This window comes from Leclercia sp. S52, from assembly GCF_039727615.1.
Lineage (GTDB): Bacteria > Pseudomonadota > Gammaproteobacteria > Enterobacterales > Enterobacteriaceae > Enterobacter > Enterobacter adecarboxylatus_B.
On the sequence record NZ_CP152474.1, the window covers coordinates 1,806,580 to 1,824,184 of the forward strand.

Here is a 17,605-nt window from a genome sequence, read left to right on the forward strand (position 1 = left end):
CCCCGTTCACTGTCTGTCTTGTCCGGACAATTAAATCGAAAACTTCTTCCCGCCGCTGCGTGAGCTGGATGTCTGGCCATCGGCGCCATACAGTGCTGGCTCCTGATGCGGCTTCAGCACGTCCAGCGCCTGCTGGTTGCGGGTGATTTGCCCTTCGAGTAACCAGCCGTTGTGCTGATTGAGGTCGCGCAGATGCTGGGTTTTTTCAGTAATAGTTTGCCAGCGATCGGCCACATCATCATTGGCACTATGGCGCGCGGACTGCTCGGTGCGTCGCTGCTGCTCCAGATAATCCAGCGTTGCCAGCAGGGAGCTTTTATCTTCTGTAATGCGCTGCAGCGCGCTACCGTTGACATTCCCGGCAGAGAGCTGCTGTTGCTCGGCGTCCATTACCGTTTTCAGGTCGTTTAAGACGACCGTCATTTGATCCATTATTTCCGTCAGACGACTCATGCGGCGATTACTCTAAGAAACTTTGCGCATCCTGGATCAGCGCGTCAGCGATTTTACTGGTATCCATTTTTAGCTCACCGTTACGGATCGCGGTTTTCAGCGCTTCAACACGTTCCATGTTGATATCGTTGCTGCCCGGCTGCATCAGTTTCGCCTGGGCATCGCTCAGCGTGACGCTGGTGCTGTTGGCCGCTGCCGATTTTTGCAGGCGCGTTTTTGCCGTCGCAGTGTCATTCAGTTCGCGAGGTTGTACAGTGCTAACCGGTTTCAGGGGCGATGTACGATCAATGCTCATTGTGGTGTCCTCATCGAGGGTTGGCGGCGTTAGCGCCTGACATTATCATTCGTTAATGATTTATCGGCAGTTGCCGCATAATCTTTAAAAAGATTATAGGTTAATCAGAATATTCCCATCAGAATTGACCGTGCCGCTCACAACCTGGCCGGAAGTCATCCTGACGCGGGCGTTTTGCGCCACGGCCGCGTTGTTCAGTGCCTGTCCTTCGCTGTTAACGCTAAAGCCCTCGCCGCTGGCGATCACCATCACCCGCTGCCCGGCTTTGATTAACCATGCCTGGCGCAGCATCGACAGTTGCAGAGGCTGCCCGGGCACCAGATCGCGCAAGCTAATGGCGTTCTGCGCCTGGTTAATATCCAGAATCGTGCGCGGCGGAAGCTGATCCAGCCTGCCGCGTTTCAGCGTAACGCTGCCCGGCTGCAGGGTCGCGCCCCGGGGAATGTTCTGGGACGCGACAACATAATCGCCCGTCGCCTGAACTGCAACCTGTATAAACCGTTTTTCATTGTCACATCGTGCCGTGACGCTCACGTTGCCCCACTGTCTTGTGTTGCCGGGGACGCTGAATTCAGGCATTTCACATTTGGGGAGCATGCTGGCTGGCGTGCGGACCTGGACCGACACCTCATCGCTGAACCCTGCCAGCCGCTGGGCAAAAAACGCCGTCAGCTGGGCGTTCAGATCCTGCGCCTGAGAGAGGGAGCTCCAGAGGAGCAGGGTTGCGGTCACACCACGTTTGAATGTCATATCGCCAGTTACCGTCAGTTTACAGAATGAGCAGGATTCTACCTGTAGCAGGTGGGCATCAACGCAATAAATAGCGACGCATTTTGCGCTTATTCCGTCGATGACGGAGACGGGTGGAGATTTAAGCTATCCACTGAAATTTTGCCATCAGCGGAGGAGACATGCTCGATAAACTCGACGCCGCGCTACGTTTTCAGCAAGAAGCGCTCAACTTGCGTGCCCAGCGTCAGGAGATTCTGGCCGCCAATATCGCCAACGCCGATACCCCCGGGTTTCAGGCGCGTGATATCGATTTTTCCAGTGAATTAAAGAAAGTGATGGAGCGCGGCCGGGCCGAGAATAGCGGTGTCGCCCTTGCGCTGACCTCTGCACGCCATATTCCCGCAGAGACCGTAACCACCCCGAGTACCGATTTACTTTATCGCATCCCCGATCAGCCATCCCTGGACGGTAACACCGTCGATATGGACCGGGAGCGTACGCAGTTCGCTGATAACAGCCTCAAGTACCAGATGGGGCTGACCGTTCTTGGCGGGCAGATTAAAGGCATGATGAGTGTTCTGCAGGGAGGCAACTAATAATGGCCTTACTCAATATCTTTGATATCGCAGGTTCAGCGCTGACCGCGCAATCCCAGCGTCTGAACGTGGCCGCCAGTAACATGGCGAACGCCGACAGCGTGACGGGGCCGGACGGTCAACCTTACCGCGCCAAGCAGGTGGTGTTCCAGGTGGATGCTGCACCGGGAGCGCAAACCGGCGGGGTAAAAGTGGCCAGCGTGATTGAGAGCCAGGCGCCGGACAAACTGGTGTACGAACCGGGCAACCCGCTGGCAGACGCCAGTGGCTACGTCAAAATGCCGAACGTGGATGTGGTTGGTGAGATGGTTAACACCATGTCGGCCTCCCGCAGCTACCAGGCCAACGTAGAAGTGCTGAATACCGTGAAGAGCATGATGCTTAAAACCCTCACTCTGGGCCAGTAAAGGAGAGATCAATGTCCCTTGCCGTAAATGTAAATGACAGATCGACTGCCACTGGCGTTAGCAGCGCCACCGGCAACAGCTCGCTAACCGGAAGCAATGCTTCCGATCTGCAGGGTAGCTTTCTGACGCTGCTGGTTGCACAGCTGAAGAACCAGGATCCAACCAACCCGATGCAGAACAACGAACTGACCACGCAGCTTGCGCAGATCAGTACGGTGAGCGGCATCGAGAAACTCAACACCACGCTGGGCTCCATCTCCGGGCAGATTGACAGCAGCCAGTCGATGCAGGCCAGCACGCTGATTGGCCATGGCGTGATGATCCCGGGCTCCACCGTTCTGGCAGGCACCAGCGGTGCTGAAGGCTCGACCACCACCTCAACGACTCCGTTTGGCGTTGAGCTGCAGCAGAGCGCGGACAAAGTGACCGCCACCATCACCGATAAGAACGGTGCGGTGGTACGCACCATTGACATTGGCGAGCTGAAAGCGGGCGTCCATACCTTTACCTGGGACGGGACCCTGACCGACGGCACCACGGCGCCAAACGGCTCTTACAACGTTGCGATTTCCGCCAGCAGTGGCAGCACGCAGCTGGTGGCACAGCCACTGCAGTTTGCGATGGTGCAGGGCGTGATCCGCAGCAGCAGCGGTAACACGCTGGATCTCGGGACTTACGGTACCACCACGCTCGACGAAGTTCGGCAGATTATTTAAACCCTTTAGGAGTAACTCATGGCCTTTTCACAAGCGGTCAGCGGCCTGAATGCTGCAGCCACTAACCTCGACGTCATTGGTAACAACATTGCCAACTCCGCGACCTATGGCTTTAAGTCCGGTAGCGCGTCGTTCGCGGATATGTTCGCCGGTTCCAAAGTGGGTCTGGGCGTTAAAGTCGCCGGGATTACCCAGGACTTTTCAGACGGTACCACCACCAACACCGGCCGTGGCCTGGACGTCGCCATCAGCCAGAACGGTTTCTTCCGTATGCTCGACAGCAACGGTGCGGTCTATTACAGCCGTAACGGCCAGTTCAGCATGGACGAAAACCGCAACCTGGTGAACATGCAGGGCCTGCAGCTGACCGGCTATCCGGCAGCAGGTAGCCCGCCAACGGTGCAGACCGGCGCAAACCCGCAGCCGATCAACATTCCGAACACCCTGATGTCGGCCAAAGCGACCAGCACCGCCGCGCAGCAGATCAACCTGAACTCCACCGACAGCGTGCCGACCATTCCGTTTGACGCGACATCTGCTAACCCGGATTCAGACAGCTTCAACAAGAAAGGCACCATCACCGTTTACGACAACCAGGGTAACGCCCACAACATGTATGTCTACTACGTGAAAACGGCAGACAACAAGTGGGATCTTTACACCCAGGATGGCAGCGTAGCGAATGGCAAGATCAGCAAAGCCGCGCAGATGAGCTTCGACCCCAACGGTAACCTGGAAGGCGTTTACAACTACGACGCCGCCGGTACGTTGAGCGCCACCGCAAATACCAGCCCGTCTATCGACGTGACCACCGAAGCGCTGAGCGGCGCGGTGCCGGTGACCTTCTCCCTGAGCTTCCTGAACTCCATGCAGCAGAACACCGGGGCGAACAACATCGTGGCAACCAACCAGAACGGCTACAAGCCGGGCGACCTGGTGAGCTATCAGATCAACGATGACGGTACCGTGGTAGGTAACTACTCCAACGAACAAAACCAGGTGCTGGGTCAGATCGTGATGGCGAACTTCGCCAACAACGAAGGTCTGCAGTCTGAAGGTAACAACGTCTGGTCTGCTACCCAGTCTTCGGGCGTGGCGCTGCTGGGCACCGCCGGTTCCGGTAACTTCGGTACCCTGACCAACGGTGCGCTGGAAGCCTCCAACGTCGACCTGAGTAAAGAGCTGGTCAATATGATCGTCGCGCAGCGTAACTATCAGTCGAACGCGCAGACCATCAAAACCCAGGATCAGATCCTCAACACGCTGGTTAACCTCCGCTAAGTGGCTGACGGGATAGCTTAATGGATCACGCAATATATACCGCGATGGGCGCCGCCAGTCAGACGCTCAATCAGCAGGCAGTCACCGCCAGTAACCTGGCGAACGCCTCGACGCCGGGTTTTCGCGCGCAGCTCAATGCGATGCGCGCCGTCCCGGTGGAAGGGCTCTCCCTGCCGACGCGTACGCTGGTCACCGCCTCGACCCCTGGTGCCGACATGACGCCGGGTTCGATGGACTACACCTCGCGCCCGCTCGACGTGGCGCTGCAGCAGGACGGCTGGCTGGCAGTTGAAACCGCCGACGGCAGCGAAGGCTACACCCGTAACGGGAACATCCAGGTGGATTCGGTCGGGCAACTGACTATCCAGGGACATCCGGTTATCGGTGAAGGCGGCCCAATCACCGTGCCGGAAGGCTCGGAGATCACCATCGCGGCAGACGGGACCATCTCGGCCCTGAACCCCGGCGATCCGCCGAACACCGTGGCGCCGGTTGGCCGCCTGAAGCTGGTCAAAGCCGCGGGTAATGAAGTGCAGCGTGGCGACGACGGCATGTTCCGTCTGACCCAGGCGGCGCAGGCCACCCGTGGCGCAACCTTACAGGCCGACCCGAGCATTCGCGTCATGTCTGGCGTGCTGGAAGGCAGTAACGTTAAGCCGGTAGCGGCGATGACCGACATGATCGCCAGCGCGCGCCGTTTTGAAATGCAGATGAAGGTGATCTCCAGCGTCGATGAAAACGCCGGTCGCGCCAACCAGCTGCTGTCAATGAGTTAACAGGACTATTTATGATCAGTTCTTTATGGATCGCGAAAACCGGTCTCGACGCGCAGCAAACCAATATGGATGTCATCGCCAACAACCTGGCGAACGTCAGCACCAATGGGTTTAAACGTCAGCGTGCGGTTTTCGAAGATTTGCTTTACCAGACCATCCGCCAGCCGGGTGCGCAGTCGTCTGAACAGACCACGCTGCCATCCGGTCTGCAGATCGGTACCGGTGTTCGTCCGGTGGCGACCGAGCGTCTGCACAGCCAGGGCAACCTGTCCCAGACCAACAACAGCAAAGACGTGGCGATCAAAGGCCAGGGCTTCTTCCAGGTGCAGCTGCCTGACGGTACCTCTGCCTACACCCGTGACGGTTCGTTCCAGGTGGATCAGAACGGCCAGCTGGTGACGGCGGGCGGTTTCCAGGTGCAGCCGGCCATTACCATTCCGGCCAACGCCCTGAGCATAACCATCGGGCGTGACGGGATCGTAAGCGTGACCCAGCAGGGTCAGGCAGCACCGGTGCAGGTCGGCCAGCTTAACCTGACCACCTTCATGAACGACACCGGTCTGGAAAGCATCGGTGAGAACCTGTACATCGAAACCCAGTCCTCCGGTGCGCCGAATGAGAGCACGCCGGGTCTGAACGGTTCAGGTCTGCTGTACCAGGGGTATGTGGAAACCTCAAACGTCAACGTTGCGGAGGAGCTGGTGAATATGATCCAGGTTCAGCGCGCGTACGAAATTAACAGTAAAGCAGTGTCGACGACCGACCAGATGCTGCAGAAACTGACGCAACTTTAAGGTGTAGTCCGGTGCGGTTCGCGCCGCACCGGCTCCCTGTTTTCGAAGATGAAGGCAATGCAAAAACTCGCGGCGATTCGTTATCCGATAGTGACTCTCCTGGCCGTTACCCTGACCGGTTGCGCCTGGGTTCCGTCTCAACCTCTGGTGCAGGGTGCGACTTCCGCCCAACCCATTCCTGGCCCGACGCCGGTCGCGAATGGCTCTATTTTCCAGACAGCGCAGCCGATTAACTACGGTTATCAGCCGATGTTTGAAGACCGTCGCCCACGTAATATCGGCGATACGCTGACCATTCAGCTCCAGGAAAACGTCAGCGCCAGCAAGAGCTCGTCAGCCAATGCCAGCCGGGACGGGAAAACCAATTTTGGCTTCGACACCGTGCCGCGTTACCTCGAAGGGCTCTTCGGTAATGCCCGCGCCGATGCCGAGGCGTCTGGCGGCAACTCCTTTAACGGTAAAGGCGGCGCCAATGCCAGCAACACCTTTAGCGGCACCCTGACGGTCACCGTTGACCAGGTGCTGGCGAACGGCAATTTACATGTTGTGGGTGAAAAACAGATCGCCATTAATCAGGGCACTGAGTTCATTCGCTTCTCAGGTGTGGTTAACCCTCGCACCATCAGCGGCTCCAATACCGTACCGTCCACCCAGGTGGCGGATGCGCGCATCGAGTACGTCGGTAACGGCTACATCAATGAAGCGCAGAATATGGGCTGGTTGCAGCGTTTCTTCCTTAATTTATCACCGATGTAAGCGAGGTGACCTATGTTTAAATCCCTCTTCGGGATCCTGTTGGTGCTGGTGGCAACCGTTGCCCAGGCCGACCGTATCCGCGATCTCACAAGCGTTCAGGGCGTGCGGGAAAACTCCCTGATCGGTTACGGCCTGGTGGTCGGGCTGGACGGCACGGGTGACCAGACGACCCAGACCCCGTTCACCACCCAGAGCCTGAATAACATGCTCTCCCAGCTCGGCATCACGGTGCCGGCCGGGACCAACATGCAGCTGAAAAACGTGGCGGCGGTGATGGTTACTGCCTCTTACCCGGCCTTTTCCCGCCAGGGACAAACCATCGATGTGGTGGTCTCCTCCATGGGTAACGCGAAAAGCCTGCGCGGCGGTACGCTGCTGATGACCCCGCTGAAAGGGGTCGACAGTCAGGTCTACGCCCTTGCGCAGGGTAACATTCTGGTCGGCGGGGCGGGTGCGTCCGCAGGCGGCAGCAGCGTGCAGGTTAACCAGCTGAACGGCGGCCGTATCACCAACGGGGCGATCATTGAGCGTGAATTGCCAACCCAGTTCGGCTCCGGGAACACCATCAACCTCCAGCTGAACCAGGACGACTTCACCATGGCGCAGCAGATTGCTGACACCATTAACCGTGGTCGCGGCTACGGCAGCGCTACGGCGCTGGATGCCCGCACCGTGCAGATCCGCGTCTCCACCGGGGGCAGCAATCAGGTTCGCCTGCTGGCGGATATCCAGAACATGGAAGTGAACGTCACGCCGCAGGATGCCAAAGTGATCATCAACTCCCGTACCGGCTCGGTGGTGATGAACCGTGAAGTCACCCTGGATAACTGCGCCGTGGCGCAGGGCAACCTCTCGGTCACCGTCAACCGCTCGGCTAACGTCAGCCAGCCGGATACGCCGTTTGGCGGCGGAGAAACCGTGGTAACGCCGCAGACCCAGATTGATATGCGTCAGAGCGGAGGCTCGCTGCAGAGCGTGCGCTCCAGCGCCAACCTGAACAACGTGGTACGTGCGCTGAACGCGCTGGGTGCGACTCCGATCGATCTGATGTCGATTCTGCAATCCATGCAGAGCGCCGGCTGTCTGCGCGCCAAAGTGGAAATTATCTGATGCTGACCGATAGCAAACTGCTGAGCAGCGCGGCCTGGGATACCCAGTCGCTCAACGACCTGAAAGCCAAAGCGGGCAAAGACCCGGCGGGTAACATCCGTCCGGTGGCCCGCCAGGTGGAAGGGATGTTTGTCCAGATGATGCTGAAAAGCATGCGTGAGGCGCTGCCGAAAGACGGCATCTTCAGCAGCGACTCAACGCGTCTGTACACCAGCATGTATGACCAGCAGATTGCGCAGCAGATGACCTCCGGTAAAGGGCTCGGGCTGGCCGATGTGATCGTCAAGCAGATGGCGGCCGCCCAGGGCGTGCCGCCGGAAGAGACGCCGCAGCAGGTGCCGATGAAGTTCGATCTGGAAAAGGTGACCAGCTATCAAAACCAGGCCCTGACCCAGATGGTGCGTAAGGCGGTGCCGAAAGCGCCAGAAAGTAACGATGAACCGCTCACCGGCGATAGCAAAGACTTCCTGGCCCAGCTCTCGCTGCCGGCGCGTCTTGCCAGCCAGCAGAGCGGAGTGCCGCACCACCTGATTCTGGCCCAGGCGGCGCTGGAGTCCGGCTGGGGGCAACGGCAGATCCGTCGTGAGAACGGCGAGCCAAGCTTCAACATCTTTGGCGTGAAGGCTACCGGGAGCTGGAAAGGGCCGACCACCGAGATCACCACCACCGAATATGAAAATGGCGAAGCGAAGAAGGTCAAAGCTAAGTTCCGCGTCTACAGCTCGTATCTGGAAGCGCTTTCAGACTATGTCGGTGTGCTGAGCCGTAACCCGCGCTACGCGGCAGTGACCCAGGCCGCAACGGCAGAGCAGGGCGCCCAGGCGTTGCAGAATGCGGGCTACGCCACCGATCCGCAGTACGCCCGCAAGCTGACCAGTATGATCCAGCAGCTTAAAGCGATGGGTGAGAAAGTCAGCAAAGCGTACAGCAACGATATCGAAAATCTGTTCTGAAAGTTCTCAAGTCCGGCTGGGGTCTGCCGATAATCTCCAGCAGGACTCGTGTCTGAAAGTATAAAAGGAACCCCCATGTCCAGTTTGATCAACAGCGCCATGAGTGGCCTCAGCGCGGCACAGGCTGCGCTGAATACCGCCAGTAATAATATTTCAAGCTACAACGTGACGGGCTATACCCGTCAGACGACGGTGCTGAGCGCCTCAAATAGCACCCTGACAGGCGGCGGTTGGGTTGGCAACGGCGTGTATGTCTCCGGGGTACAGCGCGAATATGATTCATTCATTACCAACCAGCTGCGCGCCGCGCAGAACCAGAGCAGCGCCCTGACCACCCGCTACCAGCAGATGTCCAAAATTGACGACGTGCTGTCCGGAAGCACCAACAGCCTGGCGACCACCATGCAGGACTTCTTCAGCAGCCTGCAGACCCTGGTCAGCAATGCCGAAGATCCGGCAGCGCGCCAGACGGTGCTGGGCAAGGCCGATGGCCTGGTGAACCAGTTCAAGGTGAACGATCAGTATCTGCGCGATCAGGATAAACAGATTAATATCGCGATCGGTACCAGCGTTGAGCAGATCAACAACTACGCCAAACAAATTGCCAACCTCAACGATCAGATTTCCCGTCTGACCGGCGTGGGGGCGGGGGCTTCCCCGAACAACCTGCTCGATCAGCGTGACCAGCTGGTGAGCGAGCTGAACCAGATCGTGGGCGTCGAAGTCTCGGTCCAGGATGGCGGCACCTATAACGTCTCCTTCGGCAACGGCTACAACCTGGTCCAGGGCAGCACCTCTAACCAGCTGGCGGCGGTGAAGTCCAGCGCCGATCCGTCCCGTACTACGGTGGCGTTTGTTGACGGCACTTCGGGCCCGGTCGAGATCCCGGAAAAACTGATGACCAGCGGCTCGCTGGGCGGGATGTTGAACTTCCGCAGCGAAGAGCTTGACGGTGCACGTAACACCCTGAACCAGCTGGCGCTCTCTTTCGCTAACGCGATGAACACCCAGCATGAAAAGGGCTTTGACGCAGACGGCGAACCCGGCGAAAAATTATTCGATATCGGTGCGCCTGCGGTACTGGCCAACAGCAAAAACACCGGTTCAGCTGCCGTGTCAGCGACGGTTGATATGGCCAACTACACCAAAGTGCAGGCGACGGATTACAAGATGGAGTTTGATGGCTCCAACTGGAAGATCACCCGGCTGTCTGATAAAACCACGGTCACCGCCACCGATGACGGTAGCGGTAACCTCTCCTTCGATGGCCTGACGGTCAACGTATCGGGCGCGGCGAAAAATAAAGACAGCTTTATCGTTAAGCCTGTCGCTAATGCCATCGTGAATATGGATCTGGCGATCAGCGATGAGTCAAAACTGGCTCTCGCCTCTGACGCAACGGGCGGTGAAAGTGATAACCGCAACGGTCAGGCGCTGCTGGATCTGCAGAAAAGCAAAGAAGTTGGCGGCAGCAAAACCTTTAACGATGCCTATGCCTCTCTGGTGAGTACCGTCGGCAGCAAGACCGCGACGCTGAAAACCAGCAGCACCACCCAGGCAAACGTGACGACGCAGTTGAGCAACCAGCAGCAGTCGATCTCCGGGGTTAACCTCGATGAAGAGTACGGCAACCTGCAGCGTTTCCAGCAGTACTACCTGGCCAATGCCCAGGTGCTGCAAACCGCCAGCACGCTCTTCGACGCCATAATTAATATTCGCTAAAGCTGAGGTCAACGATGCGTATTAGCACCCAGATGATGTATCAGCAGAACATGCGTGGGATCACCGATTCCCAGAGCAAGTGGCTGAGTTACGGTGAGCAGATGTCCACCGGTAAACGTGTAAACCGTCCTTCTGACGATCCGATCGCCGCGTCTCAGGCCGTGGTGCTGTCTCAGGCGCAGGCAGAGAACAGCCAGTTCAAGCTGGCCCGTTCTTTTGCCTCTCAGCGAGTCGGGCTGGAAGAGAGCGTGCTGAGCCAGGTAACTACCGCGTTGCAATCGGCGCAGGATAAAATTGTCTATGCGGGCAATGGCTCCCTGAGTGACAACGACCGTAGCTCGATTGCCACCGATCTGCAGGGTATCCGCGATCAGCTGGTCAACCTGGCAAACAGTACCGACGGTAACGGGCGCTATATTTTTGCCGGTTATAAAACGGATGCTCCGGCGTTCGATCAGGCGACCGGTGCGTATGACGGCGGTGATACGCCGATCAGACAGCAGGTCGATTCCGCGCGTAACATGCAGATCAGCCATACCGGCAGTGAAGTCTTTGAGTCCTTCACCAGCAATGCCGCGCCAGAGCCGGATGGCTCTACCCCGGAAAAGAATCTGTTTAAAATTATCGATAGCGCCATTGCGGCCCTGAAAACGCCGGTCAGTGGCGATCAGGATAAGACGGATCAGTTGAGTCTGGACATCGATAAGGCGAACCGCGGCTTGCGTAACTCGCTGGATAATGTCCTGACCGTGCGCGCTGACCTGGGGACCAAGCTGACCGAACTCGATGCTCTCGATACGCTGGGGAGTGACCGTACGTTAGGCCAGACCCAGCAGATGAGCGATCTCATTGACGTTGACTGGAACGCGGCGATTTCTTCTTACACGATGCAACAGGCCGCGCTTCAGGCGTCCTATAAAGCGTTCAGCGATATGCAGGGTATGTCTCTGTTCCAGATGAATAAATAACAGACTTGACCTTTAGAACATGGCTTGAAACTGGTTATGTTCTGTATGCCCAATCCGTTCTCGCGGATTGGGCTTTTTTTTATCAGGAATTCTGCATGACCGGGCTGCTGGTGCGGGCGCTTTCTGCCAGACGGATGACCAGCGCGATGGCTGCCGTAACCGTCGCCAGGGCAACCACACCCGGCCAGCCTGCCATCGTATACAGCTGACTACCGAGCGCTGAACCCAGTGCCATGCCGATAAACACGCCGGTGAAGAGCAGGGCGTTCAGACGACCACGTGCCTGCGGCTCCAGACCGTACACCAGATTCTGGTGGGCGACCAGGCTTGACTGCAGGCCGAGATCAAAGCCTACCGCGGAGACCGCAATCAGGACTAACTGGCCCTGTACGCCGAGAGCGGGCATCAGGAACATCAGGGCGAAGGAGACGGTCACCAGCGCGGCACCAAGCTGGGTGACTTTACCCGCACCGAGTTTGTCGGCCAGACCGCCTGCCAGCGGGGCTGCCAGAGCGCCTGCGGCACCGGCAATGCCATATCCACCGGCGACCGCGCTGCCCAGCTGATAGTGTTCCATCAGCATCACCGCCAGGGTAGACCAGAAGGCGCTGAAGGCGATAGAGAGGAAGCCCTGCGCCAGTGCGGCACGACGCAGCGCCGGATAGCGACGCCACAGGTGCGCCATCGAACGCATCAGCTCCGGATAACGCAGATTCGACGGAACCGTGAAGCGGGGCAAAATTAACCACATCACGGCGGCAAGGATCGCAATGCTGACTGCCGCCAGCTGATACATCACGCGCCAGCCGAAGGCTTCACCCACCACGCCACTCACCGTCCGGGAGAGCAGGATCCCCAGCAACAGACCGGTCATCACCGTCCCAACGGTTTTCCCCTGTTTACCTGCCGGAGCAAGAATAGCCGCCGCCGGAACGATATCCTGCGCCATGGTGGCCGCCATCCCGATCAACAGGCTGACCAGCAGCAGGGAGTGGATCTGCCCCGTCAGGCTACAGGCCAGCAGCAGCCCCGCCAGAGCGATACTTTTAACCACTATCAGGGTGCGACGGTCATAGCGATCGCCCAGCGGCAGAAGGAAGAGGATCCCCAGCGCGTAGCCTGCCTGGGTGAGCGTGGGCACCATCCCCATCCCTTCAATGCTGAGATGCAGATCGGCACCCATCAGCGGCAGCAGCGGCTGGGCATAATAGATTGAAGCGACGCTGAATCCTGCGCCAATGGCGAGGATAAAAATGACCCAACGGCTGACGGCTGGGGTTAAGGTGCTGGTGTTCATATGCAGTTCCTCATTTCGGGTGTGTCGCTATTCTTTACCAGCCCGGCTTGCGGTGGTAGCAGGCGCAGTGTTAAAACACTTATACGTGTAACGTATAACCGGATAAATCATGAAGCGTTCAGAGCGTATAGACAGGGTCGAACTGATGCGAACCTTTGTGCGCATCATCGAGACAGGCTCCCTTTCTGCCGCCGCTGTGCAGATGGGGACCACGCAGGCTACCGTCAGCCGTCGCCTGCAATCGCTGGAGACGCTGCTCGGCGTGCGCCTGATCCTGCGCACCACCCATGCCATGAAGCTGACCGATGACGGGGAGCGCTGCTACCAGCATGCCCGACGGGTGATCGACAGCTGGCATGCGCTGGAAGATGAGGTCGGGCAGACGGAAGATGAACCCGTCGGTGTGCTTCGCGTTCGCGCTCCCCACGCCTTCGGGCAGGAACAGCTGCTGGAGCCGTTGACGGCGTTTCTGCTGCGCTATCCGCGCCTCAATGTGGAGTGGATGCTTAATGACCGCTCGGCTGATTTCCTGAGCGATAATATCGACTGCGCCATCCGGGTGGGAGCAGAAATAGATCCCGCCACGGTGTCGGTATTACTGGCCGAGGTTCCGCGCAGTATCGTTGCCTTGCCGGAGTTGCTCGCTCGCCATGCCCCGGTAGATAAGCCGGAGGATCTCTCTGCGCTGCCCTGGGTGGCACTCAATACCTTTTATCGTCAGCACGTGGAGCTGTTCCATGCCGGCGCACTACAACCGCTACGGGTGGCTATCTCACCCCGGCTGAGTACCGACAGCCTGTACGTGGCGCGTAAAAGCGCATTAACCGGACTGGGAGTGGCGGTGGTATCAAGCTGGACGGTGGAAGCCGACATCCGCGAGGGCAGGCTGGTGCACCTTTTGCCCGACTGGCAGCCGGCCGCGTTGCCGGTGCATCTGGTCTATCCGTGGTCACGCTACTATCCGGCACGTCTGCGCCGCTTTCTGGAGATGATGCGAGAGGTGATGCCTGAAATCGCGGGGATGCGCAGGCCTGAGCAGAAGCAATAAAAAAGCCGACCCGAAGGTCGGCTTTTGCGCTTAAGCGGGCTTATTCAGCCGGCTGTGGACGCGTGGCAGGCGCGGTGGCCTGGTGCGTGGCGCTGTGGCCGCCAGCAGAACCTTTACCGTCGAAATCAAACGCCGGGCGTACCCAGTCGCTGTGACGCGGTGCTTCCGGAACATATTCCGGAGCCGGAGCGCGGGTCATTGGCGCAGTGGCGTGGTGAAGATCCGCGTTAACCTGAGCGGCTGGTGCTGGCTTCACTTCCGGCGCTTTGACTTCAGCGACTTCAGGTTCCTCTTCAGCAACTTCAGCAACAGGTTCAACTTCAATTTCAACTTCAGGTTGAACTTCAGTTTCCACTTCAACTTCCACTACCGGCTGAGGCTCAACGGCTTCCTCGGTGATTTCAACCGGATCGGCAGCCTTAGCTTCCTCCACGACCTGTTCTGCAACAACTGCATCTTCAGGCGCGATAATCTGCGGCTGTTCAGTCACAGGCGCAGCAATCACTTCCGGATGTGCAGTTTCAACTTCAGCCACCTGTGGCTCAGGGATAACCACTGCCGCCGCCTCGACGATCGCTTCATCAACGACTGGCGCTACCGGGGCTACCGCTTCGACAGCCGCGTTCTGCTCGTCAAATTGCTGCTCCTGAGGACGCGCAACCGGATAACGGATCCAGGCTTTACCGGAGGCCATTTCTGGTGACGCACAGGCGATAGCCAGCGGCATCGGTGACTGCAGCGGGTAACGCTCGTCACGATAACGGCGACGACGCTGACCGCTCACGCGCAGGTGACGCGGGGAACGACGTGAACGACGCGGCATTCCCGCATTATCACGACCTTCGCCGGTCTCTTCCTGCTCAGGCGCATTTTCGATAACCGCAGGCAGGTCGACTTTGGCCAGTTCGGTGCTCTGGGCCGGTTCAACCTGAGGCGCTACCGCTTCAACAGCGGCTTCTTCGGTCTGAGACTCAAAGCGCACTTTCTGGTTCAGCTGACGCTGCTTACGGCGCGGCATAACCTGAACGCGTTCTTCCTGATCGGCATCCTGCACGGTCTCTTCTTCGCGATTCAGCGCTTTAACTTCCTGCTGCGCCTGGCGCTTGTCATCATTACGACGACGGTTGCGCTCGCGGCGTGGCTGCTGCTCATCACGCTGTCTGCCTTTGTCAGCCTCTTCGCTGACCGGCTGGCGAATTTCACGATCTTCCGCATTCTGCTGCGGCTTCTCGCGACGGTTGCGACGGTTATCGTCACGACCTTCGCGGCGCTCACGGCCTTCGCGGTTGTCGCGATTATCGCGGCTTTCGCGATTGTCACGGCTTTCGCTGCCTTCACGACCTTCGTTATTCTCTGAACGGTTATCGCGGCGCTCGTTGCGGTCACGACGGTTGTTCTGACGTTTACGACGATCCGGAGAACGCTCCTGCTTCTCTTCTTTCTTCTCAACCGGTGCCGGGGCTGGCTGCGGCTCTTCGCCAGCAAACATTTTCTTCAGCGCGCTGAAGAAGCGGCTCAGCAAACCAGGCTGTTCAGCAGGCTGGCTGACTTCTGCCGCAGGTTTAGCGGCTGCCGGTTTGGCTACCACGGCCTCCTGCGCTGGCGCAGGTGGTGCTTCTGGCATCACAAACGCTGCCAGAGCTGGCTGTTCCGGAAGCTTACGCTCGGCGTACTCTTCGTCAGAAGGCAGAGCCATCTCCTCTTCATGCAGCTTCGGCAGCATGTAGCTCAGGGTGGATGTCTCTTCGCCTTTGCGCACGCGCAGTACAGAGTAGTGCGGGGTTTGCATCTGGTCGTTAGGCACGATCACGCAGCGTACGCCGCTCAGACGGGCTTCGATTGCGCTTACCGCGGCACGTTTTTCGTTCAGCAGGTAGGAGGCGACCGGCACAGGCACAATGGCGTGGACTTCTTTGGTGTTCTCTTTCAGCGCTTCTTCTTCAATCAGACGCAGAATTGAGAGCGCCAGCGATTCATTGTCACGCACGGTGCCGGTGCCGCTACAGCGTGGGCAGACGTGGTGGCTGGATTCACCGAGGGACGGGCTCAGACGCTGACGGGACATCTCCAGCAGGCCAAAACGGGAGATGTGGCTGATCTGGATACGCGCACGATCCTGACGCACCGCTTCACGCAGACGGTTTTCCACCGCGCGCTGGTGGCGTACTGGCGTCATATCGATAAAGTCGATAACGATCAGGCCGCCCAGGTCACGCAGACGCAGCTGACGCGCAATCTCATCGGCCGCTTCGAGGTTGGTGTTGAACGCGGTTTCTTCGATATCGCCGCCGCGGGTTGCACGCGCGGAGTTGATGTCGATAGCGGTCAGCGCCTCGGTGCTGTCGATAACGATAGAACCACCGGAAGGCAGACGAACTTCACGCTGGAAGGCCGATTCAATCTGCGATTCGATCTGGTAGTGGCTGAACAGCGGGATTTCACCGGTGTACAGTTTAATTTTGCTGGTGAAATCAGGACGACCCAGCGCGGCAATGTGCTGGCGAGCCAGCTCAAGCACTTTCGGGTTATCAATCAGAATTTCACCGATGTCCTGACGCAGGTAATCACGGAAGGCACGCACGATGACGTTGCTTTCCTGGTGGATCAGGAATGGAGCAGGGCGGCTTTCAGCAGCTTTCTGAATCGCTTCCCAATGCTTCAGGCGGAAGCCGAGGTCCCACTGCAGCGCTTCGGCAGATTTGCCTACGCCTGCGGTACGAACAATCAGGCCCATGCCGTCTGGCAGTTCAAGACTGGCCAGCGCTTCTTTCAGCTCGGTACGATCGTCGCCTTCAATCCGACGAGAGATACCACCCGCACGCGGGTTGTTTGGCATCAGTACCAGATAGCTGCCTGCGAGACTGATAAAGGTGGTCAGCGCAGCGCCTTTGTTGCCACGCTCTTCTTTATCGATCTGAACGATAACTTCCTGGCCTTCACGCAGCACATCTTTGATGTTCGGGCGGCCATGGGCGTTATAGTTGGAAGGGAAGTACTCGCGAGCGATCTCTTTGAGGGGGAGGAAACCATGACGCTCGGCACCGTAGTCAACAAATGCGGCTTCGAGGCTAGGTTCAATACGGGTGATTTTGCCTTTGTAAATGTTCGCTTTTTTCTGTTCGTGTCCAGGACTTTCGATATCCAGATCGTACAGACGCTGCCCATCCACAAGGGCGACACGCAACTCTTCTTGCTGAGTTGCGTTGATTAACATTCTTTTCATCGTAACTTACTCATTATTCTTACATTGACGACTAAGCTGCGGGCAAGGTGACGCTTTCCGGGGTATGAACCGATGGCCTCGTGTCTATTCACGTCGCCAACCTCACGGTTGTCGCTCGCTTAAGAGGCGCAAAGTGTCGGTTGCCTGTATTTCATACGGAAATACAGCGCGATTATCAGGGGAATAGCCTGGGTAAAACTCTCCAGAGAAGATTCCATTTACCGGTAAGTACTGCAACCCGCAGCCCGCTAACTGTCTGAAAGATCAATACGTCTTACGCCATTGCTGCGTGGATGATCGGTCAGACAAAATTGGTCATTCCGTCGATATCCTTACTTAACCAGGATTTAACACGGAAAACAGCAGCATTATTCCATTGCTAACCGGGTTATAGCAAGATGACTTTTGCCAATTATCACCCGGTTACTCACAGTTTCTTCACTTCTTTCGGATGATTGGTTTAATAACCACCAAATCG

Annotated in this window: 17 protein-coding genes; 12 read left to right on the forward strand and 5 right to left on the reverse strand. The window is 58.0% G+C overall.

Annotated elements, in window-relative coordinates; all coding sequences use genetic code 11:
- Positions 1–30: 30 nt before the first annotated feature.
- The 3 genes from flgN to flgA all read right to left on the reverse strand — a co-directional run bounded on the left by flgN (position 31) and on the right by flgA (position 1,498).
- Positions 31–453, reverse strand: coding sequence for a flagella biosynthesis chaperone FlgN (gene flgN / locus AAHB66_RS08570; RefSeq protein WP_347115886.1), 423 nt, complete (start codon positions 451–453; stop codon positions 31–33).
- Positions 454–460: 7 nt separating this feature from the next.
- The gene (gene flgM, locus AAHB66_RS08575) at positions 461–748 is read right to left on the reverse strand and encodes a flagellar biosynthesis anti-sigma factor FlgM (protein WP_333850105.1); all 288 of its coding nucleotides are present in this window, start codon (positions 746–748) and stop codon (positions 461–463) included.
- Between the two features lie 93 nt (positions 749–841).
- Positions 842–1,498: a flagellar basal body P-ring formation chaperone FlgA gene (flgA, locus tag AAHB66_RS08580; protein ID WP_347115887.1), complete on the reverse strand. Its 657-nt coding sequence runs from the start codon at positions 1,496–1,498 to the stop codon at positions 842–844.
- A gap of 161 nt (positions 1,499–1,659) precedes the next feature.
- Here flgA and flgB point away from each other — a divergent pair, with 161 nt between their 5' ends.
- From flgB to flgL, 11 genes are all read left to right on the forward strand, one after another.
- Positions 1,660–2,076, forward strand: a complete 417-nt coding sequence (gene flgB, locus AAHB66_RS08585; protein WP_337015596.1) for a flagellar basal body rod protein FlgB — start codon at positions 1,660–1,662, stop codon at positions 2,074–2,076.
- A gap of 2 nt (positions 2,077–2,078) precedes the next feature.
- Entirely contained in the window at positions 2,079–2,483 is a 405-nt protein-coding gene (gene flgC / locus AAHB66_RS08590) for a flagellar basal body rod protein FlgC (protein ID WP_337015595.1), read from the forward strand.
- Positions 2,484–2,494: 11 nt separating this feature from the next.
- Positions 2,495–3,199 (forward strand): flagellar hook assembly protein FlgD, encoded by a 705-nt coding sequence (flgD, locus tag AAHB66_RS08595; RefSeq protein ID WP_347115888.1) that lies wholly within the window; start codon positions 2,495–2,497, stop codon positions 3,197–3,199.
- Between the two features lie 18 nt (positions 3,200–3,217).
- Positions 3,218–4,480 carry a flagellar hook protein FlgE gene (gene flgE, locus AAHB66_RS08600; RefSeq protein WP_347115889.1) on the forward strand — a complete coding sequence of 421 codons (1,263 nt, stop codon included), beginning with the start codon at positions 3,218–3,220 and terminating at the stop codon, positions 4,478–4,480.
- Between the two features lie 20 nt (positions 4,481–4,500).
- Positions 4,501–5,256, forward strand: coding sequence for a flagellar basal body rod protein FlgF (locus tag AAHB66_RS08605; RefSeq protein ID WP_312743678.1), 756 nt, complete (start codon positions 4,501–4,503; stop codon positions 5,254–5,256).
- Between the two features lie 11 nt (positions 5,257–5,267).
- Positions 5,268–6,050, forward strand: coding sequence for a flagellar basal-body rod protein FlgG (flgG, locus tag AAHB66_RS08610; RefSeq protein WP_032617536.1), 783 nt, complete (start codon positions 5,268–5,270; stop codon positions 6,048–6,050).
- 57 nt (positions 6,051–6,107) lie between these two features.
- Positions 6,108–6,806, forward strand: a complete 699-nt coding sequence (flgH, locus tag AAHB66_RS08615) for a flagellar basal body L-ring protein FlgH (RefSeq protein WP_312743675.1) — start codon at positions 6,108–6,110, stop codon at positions 6,804–6,806.
- Between the two features lie 12 nt (positions 6,807–6,818).
- Entirely contained in the window at positions 6,819–7,916 is a 1,098-nt protein-coding gene (locus tag AAHB66_RS08620) for a flagellar basal body P-ring protein FlgI (RefSeq protein ID WP_347115890.1), read from the forward strand.
- Positions 7,916–8,869, forward strand: coding sequence for a flagellar assembly peptidoglycan hydrolase FlgJ (flgJ, locus tag AAHB66_RS08625; RefSeq protein ID WP_347115891.1), 954 nt, complete (start codon positions 7,916–7,918; stop codon positions 8,867–8,869). Before AAHB66_RS08620 ends, flgJ begins: the two co-directional genes overlap by 1 nt.
- A gap of 75 nt (positions 8,870–8,944) precedes the next feature.
- Positions 8,945–10,591, forward strand: a complete 1,647-nt coding sequence (flgK, locus tag AAHB66_RS08630; RefSeq protein ID WP_347115892.1) for a flagellar hook-associated protein FlgK — start codon at positions 8,945–8,947, stop codon at positions 10,589–10,591.
- Between the two features lie 14 nt (positions 10,592–10,605).
- Positions 10,606–11,559 (forward strand): flagellar hook-associated protein FlgL, encoded by a 954-nt coding sequence (gene flgL, locus AAHB66_RS08635; protein WP_347115893.1) that lies wholly within the window; start codon positions 10,606–10,608, stop codon positions 11,557–11,559.
- 82 nt (positions 11,560–11,641) lie between these two features.
- Here the strand turns inward: flgL and AAHB66_RS08640 are convergent, their stop codons facing one another.
- Positions 11,642–12,856, reverse strand: coding sequence for an MFS transporter (locus AAHB66_RS08640; RefSeq protein WP_347115894.1), 1,215 nt, complete (start codon positions 12,854–12,856; stop codon positions 11,642–11,644).
- A 109-nt stretch (positions 12,857–12,965) separates the two neighbouring features.
- Here AAHB66_RS08640 and AAHB66_RS08645 point away from each other — a divergent pair, with 109 nt between their 5' ends.
- On the forward strand, positions 12,966–13,904 hold the full coding sequence (locus AAHB66_RS08645; RefSeq protein WP_347115895.1) for a LysR family transcriptional regulator: 939 nt from the start codon (positions 12,966–12,968) through the stop codon (positions 13,902–13,904).
- Positions 13,905–13,944: 40 nt separating this feature from the next.
- Here the strand turns inward: AAHB66_RS08645 and rne are convergent, their stop codons facing one another.
- Positions 13,945–17,127: a ribonuclease E gene (gene rne, locus AAHB66_RS08650; RefSeq protein WP_347115896.1), complete on the reverse strand. Its 3,183-nt coding sequence runs from the start codon at positions 17,125–17,127 to the stop codon at positions 13,945–13,947.
- Between the last annotated feature and the right edge of the window lie 478 nt (positions 17,128–17,605).